Source organism: Acinetobacter brisouii CIP 110357, assembly GCF_000488275.1.
Classification (GTDB): domain Bacteria; phylum Pseudomonadota; class Gammaproteobacteria; order Pseudomonadales; family Moraxellaceae; genus Acinetobacter; species Acinetobacter brisouii.
Genome location: NZ_KI530762.1, coordinates 223,317 through 236,890, shown reverse-complemented (window position 1 = coordinate 236,890; position 13,574 = coordinate 223,317). Strand labels below are relative to the sequence as shown.

Here is a 13,574-nt window from a genome sequence, read left to right as displayed (position 1 = left end):
AATGAGCCAACATCTATCACTACCTAAAGATAAAATTCGTTTCTTATTGTTAGAAGGTGTGCATCAAAATGCCATCGACACTTTAAATGCTGCGGGTTATACCAACATCGACTATCGTAAAACTGCGCTTGAAGGCGAAGCTTTGAAAGAAGCCGTTCAAGATGCGCATTTTATTGGTATTCGTTCTCGTACTCAATTGACTGAAGAAGTGTTTGCTGCTGCAAACAAACTTATCGCAGTCGGTTGCTTCTGTATTGGAACAAACCAAGTCGATCTTAAAGCAGCAATGCTTCGTGGTATTCCAGTATTTAACGCACCATATTCAAATACCCGTTCAGTTGCTGAACTTGTTCTTGCAGAAACCATCCTGTTACTTCGTGGCGTGCCAGAAAAATCAGCAAGCTGTCACCGTGGTGGCTGGAACAAATCTGCAGCAGGTTCTTTTGAAACTCGCGGAAAAACTTTAGGTATTGTTGGTTACGGTTCAATTGGCTCGCAACTTTCTGTACTTGCAGAAAGCTTGGGTATGCACGTGATTTATTATGATGCAGTGACTAAATTACCAATGGGTAATGCACGCCAAGTCGGTTCTTTAGACGAATTACTTGAAACTGCTGACGTTGTAACACTACATGTACCAGATGTTCCATCGACACGTAACTTCTTCGGTAAAGCACAATTCAGCAAAATGAAAGAAGGTGCAATCTTCTTAAATGCTGCACGTGGTACATGTGTGATCATTGAAGATTTGGCAGATGCGATCAAATCAGGTCACCTTGCAGGTGCTGCGGTTGACGTATTCCCGAAAGAGCCTAAAGCCAATGGTGAAGAATTCGTTTCTCCACTTCGTGGTTTAGACAACGTGATCTTAACACCTCACGTTGGTGGTTCAACCATGGAAGCGCAAGCCAACATCGGTTTAGAAGTTGCTGAGAAATTTGTGGCTTACTCTGACAAAGGTATGACACTTTCTGCGGTGAACTTCCCAGAAATCGCATTACCATTGACTGAAGGTAAACACCGTTTACTACACATCCACAAAAACATTCCGGGTGTATTGTCAAAAATCAATAACTTGTTTGCTGAACAAGGCATTAACATCTCTGGTCAGACTTTAATGACCAAAGGTGATGTTGGTTACTTGGTCATGGACGTTGACGCTTCTGCATCTCACGAAGCACTTGAGATGTTGAACCACGTTGAAGGCACAATCCGCGTTCGCGTATTGTTCTAAGCCTCAACAGACTTTAAAAGCCACAACCTTGTGTTGTGGCTTTTTTATCGTTATATTTTTACCATTTGATCAATAATTACAACATGGGCTTTTTCAGAAATAATCATACTGTCCAGTCAATTGCCCTACTCATGATTGCGATTGTCAGTGTACAAGCCAGCGCCTCTCTCGCCAAAATTTTATTTGCTTCATTTCCTGTGCTCAGTATTTCCGCATTAAGGTTATTTTTGGGTTTTGCCCTTCTTGCTGTATTTTTTCAAATTTGGCGTGTGGCATGGCAACAGATTCGCTGGGTATCCATTCTCGGTTATGGCTTGGCACTTGCAGGTATGAATGCCTTATTTTACTTATCTTTAAATCGCCTACCGTTGGGTATAGCGGTATCTTTTGAGTTTATTGGGCCTTTGAGTGTCGCATTACTGCATGCCAAACATCGTTACGACCTGATCTGGGTCGGCTTGGCAATTGTAGGCTTGTTACTGTTATTTCCGTGGAATCAAACCCAGCAGGCTCTCGATCCTGTTGGAATTTTTCTGGCGATTGGTGCTGGTGCCTGTTGGGCCGTTTATATTTTAACAGGCAATCGTCCTTCAGGAATTTCAGGCAATCATACCGTGTGTTTAGGCATGTTGATCGGCTCTTGTGTGTTGCTCCCGATAGCACTATGGATTGGAACACCAATCAAAGTCTTAGAACTGCCTTATCTACTGTATTTTATTGGCTTGGCTTTCCTCGCCAGCGCTTTGCCTTTTTCTTTAGAAATGGTGGCATTGCGCCATTTAAGTCCGTTGCTATTTGGTACGCTGACCAGTTTGGAGCCCGCTTTTGCAGCACTCTCTGGCGCGCTGTTTTTATCGGAGCATTTACTTTGGACACAGTGGTTCGCACTCGCTACCATTATGACTGCATCAATTGGCTGTACATTTACCACTCAACTCGGCAAACAGAAGATAGAGCAACAACTCAACTCTCTCAAGCAAAACCAAGCATAAAAAAAGTGGCAATCTCTGCCACTTTTTCAAAACCTGCCAAATATTTGGATTCAGACCAGCATTTTTAAACAATAGACTTCTTTCATAATTGCCTACACACTCTTTATTTTCCTCCCATAGGGAGAAATAAAAAGGACTTATAAAAGAAGTCTAATGATCCAAAAACAATATGCGACGAAGTTAGCTCGCTGTAAAAGTCTGATAACTAATTCGACAAATCAAAATCGTCACCAACACCAAGAAAATCTTACGCACAAAGCCACTACCATACTTCATGGCCGCTCGTACACCAACCACAGACCCGACTACATTGGCAGCAGCCATCATTAAACCGATATGTAAGATTGCATGTCCTGTTGGAATCAAAAAGCTTAATGCGGCAAGGTTCGTCATAAAATTGCCAATTTTCGACAAGGCTGAAGCATGTAGAAAATCCACACCCAAAAAACGGATAAAGAAGAAAATAAAAAAGCTTCCCGTTCCTGGACCAAAAACCCCATCATAAAAACCAATTGCCAAACTGCCGATAGCAGCCAACACCAGCAATTTTGGGGTAATGTGCAAATCGACTGCCACTTGCCCAAAACTTTTTTTCATAAATGTGTAAATGGCAATGATGATCAGCATGACCAACACAAAAGGGCGTAAAACAGATTGGGGAATGAGAGATAAACATGCTGCACCAGCAAAAGAGCTGATCAAGGCACAAATTGCAATCACCAGCAGTAATTTCCACTGCAACTTGACCTTACGTGCAAATGTATAGGCTGCCGATGCTGTACCAAAAATAGAAGAAACCTTATTGGTTCCGATGACCGTAGCAGTTGACATTGAGGGGAAAGTGCTCATCAACCCTGGAATCTGAATCAGTCCACCGCCACCTACAGCAGCATCGATGGCTCCTGCGGTAAATGCAAACCCAAGCAGACTTAAGATCGTTATTGTATCCATGCAGTAATCATCACTTTTCTAAATGAAGGACTCGCTTAGGAACTAAGCGCTTTTTATCGGTAATTTGTGCCAAACCTAAACAGCGTTCACCATCAAATACCAAAACTTGCTCTGCGGCAGCATGATCAATGTTACTTTCCAAACCATTACAGAAATACTTGCTACGCCCCTCAGGAACTTGAACCTGTGGCAAATGCTCAACAGGTGCATACGCAGGCAATAACAATGCCTCGCGCTCAGCCTCGGTTAAACTTTCCAGATAGGACAAGGTATAGCTTGGAATTAAATCAAAATGACCTGTTGCCGTTCGATGCAATGCACTTAAATGCCCCCCACAGCCCAGTGCTTCACCAATATCTTCCCCTAATACACGAATGTATGTGCCTTTAGAACAAATCACATCTAAAGTTAAACTATCTTGAGTAAATTCAATTAATTGTAATTGATAAATCGTAATCGGACGTGCTTCTCGCTCAACCACGATTCCTTGGCGTGCCAACTCATATAATGGTTTGCCGTGTTTTTTTAAGGCTGAATACATCGGTGGAACTTGCTGAATATCACCACGAAACTGCTCAAGGATTTGTTCAATTTTTTCTGGAGTCAGTTCAGGTACAGGACGCTGCTGTAAAACTTCCCCTTCCACATCGCCTGTGGTGGTGGTTTGCCCAAGCTTCACAGTCGTTTGATAGCGTTTCACCGACTCAAGCAAATAATGCGAAAATTTGGTGGCCTCGCCCAAGCAAATTGGCAATAAACCTGTTGCCAAGGGGTCAAGTGCACCAGTATGCCCTGCTTTTTCTGCCCGATATAACCAGCGCACCTTTTGTAATGCGGCATTAGAACTAATATCCAGCGGTTTATTCAGTAAAAAAACACCGCTAATTGGACGACGCTGAATTTTAGGCTTAGCAACAGACATACATGCAGTAATCAAAAAAAATGACACGCCATCTTAACAAAAGCCTAAACAATCTTCAGCAGGATTGTGTACTTATTCTCAACAGTCGAATTTTTATCTCTTGGAATAATCACAGGCATAAAAAATGCGCCTGATTCGGCGCATTTTTTTGACTCAAATAAAGCGAATTAAGCTTTACGAGCTGGCAATTTTTCACGAATACGTGCAGCTTTACCAGACAAGTCACGAAGATAGTAAAGTTTAGCACGACGAACGTCACCACGACGTTTCACTTCGATTTTAGCAACGATTGGAGAGTGAGTTTGGAAAACACGCTCAACACCAACACCGCTAGAAATTTTACGTACTGTGAACGCAGAGTTCAAACCACGGTTTTTCTTAGCAATGACAACACCTTCAAAAGCCTGAAGACGTTCACGATCACCTTCTTTTACTTTTACTTGGACAATAACAGTGTCGCCTGGTGCAAAAGCAGGGATGTCAGATTTTAACTGTGCATTTTCAACAGCTTGAACTAAAGGATGCTTACCGCTCATGGGGTATCTCCAATGATGTGTGGGTCAGAAGAGGTCTGATATCCACTGGGTATAGAGGCTAAAGCGCATAGACCCGATTATCTTTCTCTTTATGTTTGACCACTTCAATGCATAAAGAGCCTATTAAAGAAGACTTAAACATAAGTTTAAATCTCAACTCGAAGCATTGCTTCTATCTTGTGCTCAGACAAACATGATTAATGTCTGTTTATCCTCGCTCATCTTTTAGCCATTTTTTTTGCTGCTTGGTCAACTCCACCTGCTCGACCAACTCGGGACGACGTTCAAGTGTGCGTTGATAACGCTGCAAAAACCGCCATTTTTCAATATTGGCATGATGCCCAGATTTTAAGACCTCTGGGACGTCCAATCCTTCAAAATGATCTGGCTTGGTATATTGTGGACAATCTAAAAGACCATCCACAAAAGAATCTTGTATCGCAGATTGCTCATCTGACATCGTATTCGGCAAACGACGAATGATGCTATCAAGCAAAACCATCGCAGGAAGTTCACCACCTGATAAAACGTAATCTCCAATCGACCATTCTTGATCGACATATTTTTGGAGTAACCGCTCATCAACCCCTTCATAACGTCCACACAATACAATCAATCCGTCATATTCAACAAACTGCTGTACTGCCTGTTCATTTAAGGTTTTACCTTGTGGTGACATATACACCACAGGTACATGAACTGCTCCCGCTTGCTCTGCAAGCTGTTTGGCATGAGAGATTGCTTTTGCCAACGGCTCAGCCATCATCACCATACCCGGACCACCACCAAATGGACGTTCATCCACTCGTTTGTAGTTGCCCTCAGCAAAATCACGCGGGTTAATACAAGTGACTTGTACAATATCGCGCTTTGCTGCACGTCCGCTAATCCCGTAAGCTGTAATCGCTTCAAACATTTCAGGAAAAAGCGTAATCACTGCAAAAAACACTACAGATTCCTCTATTTCCTGCTGCGTTCGTCCTTCGCAAAAAGGATCAGTAATCTACGCCCCAATTCACGTAAATTCGACCAGCTTCAAGATCAACGCGCTGTACCACATCTTTATGCCATGGAATCATTCGCTCTTCGGCATCAACACTGTCAGCTGTGGCACGAACCACCATGACATCGTTAGCACCTGTTTCAAACAGCTCGTGAATTTGACCGAGATTGACTTCCTGTTCATTATCATCCAGACCCAACACAGTTAAGCCTTTCAAATCTGACCAGTAATACTCATCCACGCCTGGTTGAGGTAATTGCGATTTTGAAATCCAGATATTAGCACCAACCAAGCTGTCGGCTGCCGTGCGATCACTCACACTTTTAAGCGCAACAACCAAGCCTTTACCATGTGGTTTCCAGCGTTTTACATCGACTGTTTGCCAACCTGCTTTGGTTTCAATGTACCAAGGCAGGTAGTCAAAGATATTGCTCATGGGTTCTGTATTGGAATAGACCCAGAGCCACCCATTCAATCCATAAGCTGAACGTAACTGTCCAATCTGAATACGATCTTCGGGTACATTCTGTGTTGGTGTCATGGGCTACCTACTACAAAAATTATGCAGCGGCTGCAGCTTTTTTAGCTTGAGCAGCTAAAGAAGCAACACGTTCAGAAGCTTGAGCGCCTTGAGCAACCCAATGTGCAAAACGGTCTGTATCTAAACGAAGTTTTTCCGCTTGACCTTGAGCAGTTGGGTTAAAGAAACCGATACGTTCGATGAAACGACCATCACGTGCATTGCGGCTATCAGTCACAACGATTTGATAAAATGGACGTTTTTTTGCACCACCGCGCGCTAAACGAATAACTACCATGATAAAAGCCTTATAATTCTTACGGATTATCCCTGCGCCGACCATCGGCAACACTTCAAACCCCTTTCATAGAGGGCGGTATTTTACGTGATATTCACCCCAAATGAAAGATCAAAATTTAAGTTATCCACCGTTTAAAATTTATTTTTAGTTACTGTCCCACGTTGAAGAACTACTTAAAACACAGCTTACTGAACCTTCTGACCAATACTTTTGCCCGTCTTGATTTAAACACACAACACCATTGCCTTTCTGCACAGTTGTATTTACGGGTGTAGCTGATAACTTATACCCTTGATTATCATCATCAAGTGTTAGGGCAACCGTATAATAAGCCGTTCCTGTACTAGGATAATTTGCAGTACCGCCAACACCTGTTAGAGTTGCACTTGCATAGCTGTTATTGATCAGTTTATAACTTTGCAAACGCCCTGCCACGCGCATCAGTTCTGTCTGGACATCAACACGATTGGTCTTGACTCTATACTGTTTATAACTTGGATAAGCTATTGCCGCCAAAATTCCAATAATCGCAACCACTATCATCAGTTCAATTAAAGTAAAACCGCGTTTTGTTATTTTCATTACCAATTCTCTGAACCGCTTGAACCACAGTCACCGTATGAATCAAAACTTGTTTTATTTTTACAGTGCAGACCTCTGCTGGTCAGCAAAAAATTATAATTTTTCGGATCCGTTGTGGTTGCTTTAATCGCCCAATTGCGACCCACTGCCGAGTTATCTGTTAAAGCAGCATTGCTCGCATCGGGATCTACAATCGTAACGGTATAGGGATAACTTGTTGTAGATGCAACAGTTGTGCTGGCGGTTGAAAAGCCTTTGTAATTAAAATTACGTGCTTTCCAGCGATCAAGTAATACCGCCAAACGCTGCATTTCCTGTTGTGCTTGAGCTGCACGTGAGCGCCGCGCATATTCCTGATAACTGGGTATCGCAATAGCCGCCAAAATAGCAACTATTACAACAACAACCATCATTTCAATAAGAGTAAATCCTCGATTTTTTAAAAATAAAGGAGCTTTTTGCATAGTCAACTCCTTTATTGATTGGCTTCGTACCAACGTAAAGTTCGAATGGTGCCTGCATTGCTAAAACTTTGACATTCAATCTTATTTTTATTAGCAGCTTGCGTACAATCCGTTGATGTTGTAATGGTGCTTTTTACCTCATTACCTGTCGCATTAGATGCACCTAAACCTGCTCCCAATATCCCAGCACCAAGCTTCACACGATCTGGAGTACCATCTGTATTAACTGATGAAGTAAATCGATCACACTTTCCTGTAGGCAAACAGAAACGGTATAGATAGGAATCTCCTTTTACACCTGCTCCACAAGAGCCACCTATACCAACACCATCACGATAATAAACATTGGTATATAAGATACTATCCACTGCATAAAGGCTATTCATACCCTTCCATATTCCAACACCAGCACCATTTCCATATCGATAGACCCAGCCACCATTTGTTACAGCAACACCATTGCTATAATTTGTATTTAATGACTGCAATGTTACATCTTGAGTCAGTAACGAATAAGTCGATTTATATAAATCACTCTTACTAATATCTTTGTCATAAATTACAAATACGCCGTCATTTGCACTAGTTGTAGCCGTTAAATTATTTGTACCTGTTACACCAGATAATGGGGAACTACGATTACCAGAACTAAAAGCCACCACACCAAATAAACCTAAAGAAGAATCATTTTGGGCAGAAAAACTTGGCATTTCATAAAAGCGAGGACTTGCTCCACCTGTCACATGCTGATTAGTAAGACGTACAACACGAGCATCAATTTTTTGTGTTGTTGTTGAAGTAGCATTATTTAAGTCAATCCGAAAAGCCTGTCCCCCCAAATCGCCAAAATACAAGTTATCGACATAGCCATCACCATCTCGGTCAATTGCATTAATTTGACTGACAACACTATATTTTAAGTTAGAATTTACCGTAACTGCTTGTGCACCCTGCACATCAGTCGCACTTGATGCATTGGCACTTGCCCACCATAGTAACTGACCATTATCTGCATCGAACATATAAATGCCCGCACCTTTTTGATTGGTTTGATCATAATTTGGCGACTCATAACCAGCATCATATCCACCACCAACGATCATCACTAATTTTGACTGACCTGCAAATTTCACGCGTGCAATCGTTGGTTTAGACCAGCTTTGCCCCATAAAACTTAGTGCAGAGACATTCGATGTTGTTTCTGTCGAATTGGTAATACTGGAGTCATCAGGGCTAATATGGAATTTTAAACTTGGGCTAGAGATATTGGTGAGATTTAGCGAATAATAGCTACGCCCTCCCATACGTAAGCCACCGTACACCCATTGCTTGCCTTTAATCGGATTAGCAGTCGTGCTTCGATCAGAGCTACCAACAGTCAAGGAGCCATCTGCATTTGCAACATATTGAGTATATGCTGCCCAAGGTGCATCTATACCATAAAATAAATTACTGCTACCAGCCGTGCTAGAAGTTGTACTCAAAAATGCATTGCGCTGATTAGTATTATTCATCATCTCATTCGGTACAAATGCAAAGACCTCTTTACCATCTTTGTCTACAACATGGAGTAAACCTTGCGTACTTCCAAAAAGCAAATAATCTTGACGTGTTGTTGTATCTAACGTGCTTGTAATTGTCCCACTTTGTGTCAGTAATATTGGGGTAGAATGCATGGTAGCACCAAGCTGACGTAAATCTGGTGTTTTTCCAATATAAGTACTTAAGTCTGACTGATCATTGGCCGCCACATTATAACCGAGTAGATTTAACCAATAATTACGTTGTGGATCTGAATTCAAGTAATCACTTGTAAAAGTAATTTGATTTAAGGTTTTATCTTCCGATGCTACGCTATTTGTAATTTTTCGATTGGTATAAATGGTACGATTTACTTTAGAACCAGTAACAATCCCTAAAGGTAATTGACCTTTTACACCATCCGTCCAAATACCTGAAACACTGGAGTTCAAAGAACCATCTGTATTAAATAATTTAGTGGTTTTATCTGCACCATATAGCTGACCATTAAGTAAATTATATTTATTTAAATTTCCTACCCAAAGTTGCGTAGAATCCTGCGGAGTCGGAACAAATGAAGCATAATAACCATACGGTTGAATACGCAATGGATTTAAAGCATCTTGTGGTAAAGTCGGAGAACCTGTAGTAACTGATTGAAATGTAGGTGTAACATTTTTTACAAAGTTTGTGATACTATTTTTAATATCATTAGAGTTCTCAGCATAATAGAATCCTCCTTTACCAAAATCAGCTCCACCCCACTTACATGCATTATAAGCATCCTGATTTGTTGTTTGTACTGAGGCACAGTTATATGTACCATCTGCATTTTTTGGAATCCCTGAAAAAGATGAACCGAACCCGACTACTGCAGTTTTAATTGACATATTTGCTGGGTTTTTAGTTCTGTCTAACAATTTCTTAGAGTACTCACCAATATATTCCCAACCACCTGTTTCACCAGTAAATAACCCTGATTGTAATGTTGGGGAAACCAATACATTGGTACCAGATGGTTTAGCGGTAAATGTATAATTGCTATTATTATTCAATGTAAGATTCATAATGGTTTGTGCCATTGTGTCTTTAGTTGAATTTGGTGCACCATCTGTTAAAAAGTAAATACCATTACCATCACAAGAAGATGCACTTCCACCTGCTCTATAAACATTTCCATTTTTAGATGCATCAGCAGAAAAAGCAAAACCACCAATTAAGCTGTCCGTTGTCCCCCCAACTAAAAATGGATTTGTGCGATAGGATACAAGACCGATTGTATCGTTTCCATTTTTACCAGCATATCCTGTCCAGACTGTGCCAACTATCGGCTCAATATCCATCGGCTCATTCGCAACTTTCATCCAGCCACCATAACGCCATCCAACTGGTAGTTTACTAAAGGTCTCCCAGCCATTAGCCATGGTAATGCCAGACTGTGTCTTGAAATTACTCTGTGAAGTGATTTGAGTCCAACCGCCACTCCCATCTGGTTTATATACCCCTCCAGAAATCGTACCCGTTCCAATTGTTTTATTTGCACTATCATAGGAAGGCCAATTATTATTACATTGCTTAACTGTCGCCCCTAAAGCACTTGTGGTCCCACTCCCTAATCCCATACAAACAAAATAAACTTGTTCTGAACCATTTTGCATCACCATATAACCATCATAAATAGTGGAAACTTGACCACTATTTGTACCACCTGTACCTGTACCTGTTCCCATCATATAAGCACCAGCTTCAGCATAGGCTTGAGCAGTGGGCGTACCACTGGATGCTTTTGTTACATTAGGATAGCTATTACTCGATAATTTTAAATCAGAATTTGGAGTCCCATCTTCATTTGTCGTAGTATCTAGGGACTTAATGGCTGCAATCTGCTGAGCAATATTAATCCGTTGAGTGCTAGTTAATGCACCATTTGGTACTAAAATCCGACCAGAATGACCATCTGTTAAACGATTACTCGCTGTACCAACAATAAGCTCTGTTTTAGAAGAAAACTGCCCCAGCCCCATAATGGTGTCATTAGATAGTCCCGCACTTGATGTGTCTGCCAGTAAAGGTAAAATTGCATCTTTTAACCGTGACAACCTATCATATTGTGTAACTCCCCCACTTGTGCACCCACGAACATAATAAGGAATAGTAGTCGTACCAATTGTAACTGATTTATAAATCGAGGTTTTATTATAGGTTGGGCTACTCGCATTGGTATCTTTTAAATTATATGCCCACTCATAAAAATTTGATGCTGATGATCTATTGCTTTGATATTCTGAAACACTGACACGATCACACAATGAGTTATCTACATCTCCAGGACTACCATATAAGTTCGTTTTAGGTAAAACTAACGAACTAATTCCCATACTCCCTGAAGTATCTAGCATCAATAAAATTGAGGTTTTCCCAGCTGCAGCATTGGCATAAACTTCAATATCACTTGCTTGCACGGATACACTTTGACAAACCATGCAAGATACAAATGCTGACACCGTAAAAGTAAGCATTTTCTGATATAATTTATTCATATTTAAATCCTCAATCTCTTACGATGTTTTCAATGTTGGTATGGCGCCAACTGTATAATCTGCGCGCTGGACATTGTAGGGAATATTAAGGTCACCAAAACACGTACCAACCTCATCTTTATTCTTTTTAAAACAATCTTCTATATCACTTGAAGATGCACTAGAAAAACTTGGCAACACTGAAATCACTGTCACAGAAATACTTTTTGTTGTATTTGATACATTCGTGCTTTGTCCAGCACTTGTACCTAATGTAAAATTAGCTAATGGCTTAGAGTTACTAGCAACTTGTGTCAAATAAACTTGCGTCAAAATCGCTGATCGCCCTGTTGAAAACCAAGTAGATTGACAATAGCCTGCTACTCCATTTTTTGTTGTAGTTCCATCTGATGAAATCACACTCGCATTTTGCAAATTAAAAAATGTTGAGTTTGCCCCCTTATAACAAAAAACTAACTCATCTGTTTTATGATCATCCGAGTCAAAATAAGCAAACATACCATTCGTTGCAAGTTGGTTTTCGACTTGAGTAGGGTCTTCAATTTTAAATAATGCGGCATCTGAATTTTCAAACATTAACTGCTGTGCTTGGCCATTGGTTGCAATATTTAATGACACCAAACTTTGACGAATAGCTAATGTTCCAATAATCGTCATAAATAACAAGATGATTAATACAACGATTAAAGTTGCACCTTGTTGAGAACGCTGATTCATCATTAACGTCCTCCTAAAGCATTACGAATTGCAACGGTTTGTGTAATTACCTGACGTAAATTTTTAGTCTGGGCAGATTGTATTGTGCTATTTAAAGTCACTGACTGATCTGGTGACTGATCTAAAATAGCAAATGGTTTAGCTAAGTTAATATTTGAATCTACACCTACAGACTGATTCGAACGTGCCAAAATACCCAACTTAACCCCCACAATCCGAGCAGTTGGTGCATTGGTTGTGTATTGAGCAATCGTCATGTCTCTAAAATTACCCGAGCTATTTTGAACGGTTAGCAAGACATGAAAATAATCCACACGCTTCATAATGATTTGACCATTATCCCTATTAAAGGCTGTCAAATTATTTGAGCGACCAGCAGCACATGCTAACGCTAATGCTGTCGCGGACGTTTCATTGTTATTGATATTGGCATCCTGACGCACAAAATAACGCTCAATCACATAAACAGAGGTATCTGTCACTTGTGTTCCTTCACAATCGAATAAACCACTGTCAATTTGGGCTTGTGTTGGCAAATATTGAATAACCAGTTGGTCACTACCAACATTCACATTCGATGTATTGCTGACCTCACTTTGACTGACAGCAGAAGATGCGACATCTGCCAAGTTTGCCGTGCTAAAAACAATGCCACCATTTGCAGAACTCGCGGTCATGGTTGCGGTTACAGCATTTAAATTTGCCATCCGAATATCTTTGGTCATGTAATTTAAGGCAAAATTGGCATTATCCTGAATATCAGCAGCACCTTGTTGTAGCGCAAAACTTTTTTGCCCTGCAATAAAAAGCATAACCGCTGCTGCCACAATAATTAAGCCCAAAACCAATGACACCATGAGTTCAATAAGCGTAAACCCTCGTTGTGAATATCGCATCTTAATATGCCTCCATCACAATACAGGTCGAATGCTCATTGTAAGAAAACCCTGAACTTGTACTCTTGGTACATGCAATATGCCCTGTCGTTGTCGCAGTTGTATCTACGGGGTCTGTTTTACCCCAAGCAACATAAATACAACGACGGCCATTTGCTGTACCTGGACAAGTGATCATATTCAAAGTCATACCTGCATTGGTTGCCTGTACAGAAGCTTCATCAACATCAAATTCCGCTTTTTCTGTTGGCGTACAAAAACCTCTATAACACTTGTTACCTGAAGTAGTCTGGTTGTCGTTATTGCCGTTATTACCGTTATTGCCGTTATTGCCGTTATTGCCATTATTGCCATTATTGCCGTTATTGCCGTTATTGCCGTTATTGCCGTTATTG

The 13,574-nt window shown here is 40.8% G+C and carries 13 protein-coding genes and 1 pseudogene; 2 read left to right on the top strand and 12 right to left on the bottom strand.

The genetic code is table 11. The features are described 5' to 3' along the window. The first annotated feature begins 1 nt into the window (after nucleotide 1). The gene (gene serA, locus P255_RS01080; RefSeq protein WP_004899162.1) at nucleotides 2-1,234 is read left to right on the top strand and encodes a phosphoglycerate dehydrogenase; all 1,233 of its coding nucleotides are present in this window, start codon (nucleotides 2-4) and stop codon (nucleotides 1,232-1,234) included. 83 nt (nucleotides 1,235-1,317) lie between these two features. Beyond that, a complete protein-coding gene (locus P255_RS01075; protein ID WP_004899161.1) occupies nucleotides 1,318-2,226 on the top strand; it encodes an EamA family transporter in 909 nt (302 codons plus the stop codon). A 180-nt stretch (nucleotides 2,227-2,406) separates the two neighbouring features. On the opposite strand, the gene P255_RS01070 is transcribed toward P255_RS01075, so the two are convergent. The 12 genes and pseudogenes from P255_RS01070 to P255_RS01015 form a co-directional block, all read right to left on the bottom strand. Next, nucleotides 2,407-3,177, bottom strand: coding sequence for a sulfite exporter TauE/SafE family protein (locus P255_RS01070; RefSeq protein ID WP_004899160.1), 771 nt, complete (start codon nucleotides 3,175-3,177; stop codon nucleotides 2,407-2,409). A 10-nt stretch (nucleotides 3,178-3,187) separates the two neighbouring features. Next, nucleotides 3,188-4,099 (bottom strand): tRNA pseudouridine(55) synthase TruB, encoded by a 912-nt coding sequence (gene truB, locus P255_RS01065; protein WP_004899159.1) that lies wholly within the window; start codon nucleotides 4,097-4,099, stop codon nucleotides 3,188-3,190. 167 nt (nucleotides 4,100-4,266) lie between these two features. Then, nucleotides 4,267-4,635, bottom strand: coding sequence for a 50S ribosomal protein L19 (gene rplS / locus P255_RS01060; protein WP_004899156.1), 369 nt, complete (start codon nucleotides 4,633-4,635; stop codon nucleotides 4,267-4,269). A gap of 208 nt (nucleotides 4,636-4,843) precedes the next feature. After that, the gene (trmD, locus tag P255_RS01055; RefSeq protein ID WP_004899152.1) at nucleotides 4,844-5,584 is read right to left on the bottom strand and encodes a tRNA (guanosine(37)-N1)-methyltransferase TrmD; all 741 of its coding nucleotides are present in this window, start codon (nucleotides 5,582-5,584) and stop codon (nucleotides 4,844-4,846) included. Nucleotides 5,585-5,630: 46 nt separating this feature from the next. Then, entirely contained in the window at nucleotides 5,631-6,179 is a 549-nt protein-coding gene (gene rimM, locus P255_RS01050; protein ID WP_004899150.1) for a ribosome maturation factor RimM, read from the bottom strand. 19 nt (nucleotides 6,180-6,198) lie between these two features. Then, nucleotides 6,199-6,456, bottom strand: coding sequence for a 30S ribosomal protein S16 (gene rpsP, locus P255_RS01045; RefSeq protein WP_004899148.1), 258 nt, complete (start codon nucleotides 6,454-6,456; stop codon nucleotides 6,199-6,201). 147 nt (nucleotides 6,457-6,603) lie between these two features. Continuing rightward, nucleotides 6,604-7,041 (bottom strand): type IV pilin protein, encoded by a 438-nt coding sequence (locus P255_RS01040; RefSeq protein ID WP_004899146.1) that lies wholly within the window; start codon nucleotides 7,039-7,041, stop codon nucleotides 6,604-6,606. Then, a complete protein-coding gene (locus P255_RS01035) occupies nucleotides 7,041-7,505 on the bottom strand; it encodes a type IV pilin protein (protein ID WP_004899145.1) in 465 nt (154 codons plus the stop codon). Before P255_RS01035 ends, P255_RS01040 begins: the two co-directional genes overlap by 1 nt. A gap of 11 nt (nucleotides 7,506-7,516) precedes the next feature. Further along, complete coding sequence (locus P255_RS01030) at nucleotides 7,517-11,566, bottom strand: pilus assembly protein (protein WP_004899143.1); 4,050 nt, start codon at nucleotides 11,564-11,566, stop codon at nucleotides 7,517-7,519. An 18-nt stretch (nucleotides 11,567-11,584) separates the two neighbouring features. Then, the gene (locus P255_RS01025; protein WP_004899140.1) at nucleotides 11,585-12,286 is read right to left on the bottom strand and encodes a pilus assembly PilX family protein; all 702 of its coding nucleotides are present in this window, start codon (nucleotides 12,284-12,286) and stop codon (nucleotides 11,585-11,587) included. Beyond that, the gene (locus P255_RS01020) at nucleotides 12,286-13,179 is read right to left on the bottom strand and encodes a prepilin-type N-terminal cleavage/methylation domain-containing protein (RefSeq protein ID WP_004899139.1); all 894 of its coding nucleotides are present in this window, start codon (nucleotides 13,177-13,179) and stop codon (nucleotides 12,286-12,288) included. The genes P255_RS01025 and P255_RS01020 overlap by 1 nt, the downstream gene beginning before the upstream one ends. 1 nt (nucleotide 13,180) lies before the next feature. After that, nucleotides 13,181-13,574 (bottom strand): annotated as a pseudogene (locus P255_RS01015) (hypothetical protein); the annotation flags it as partial.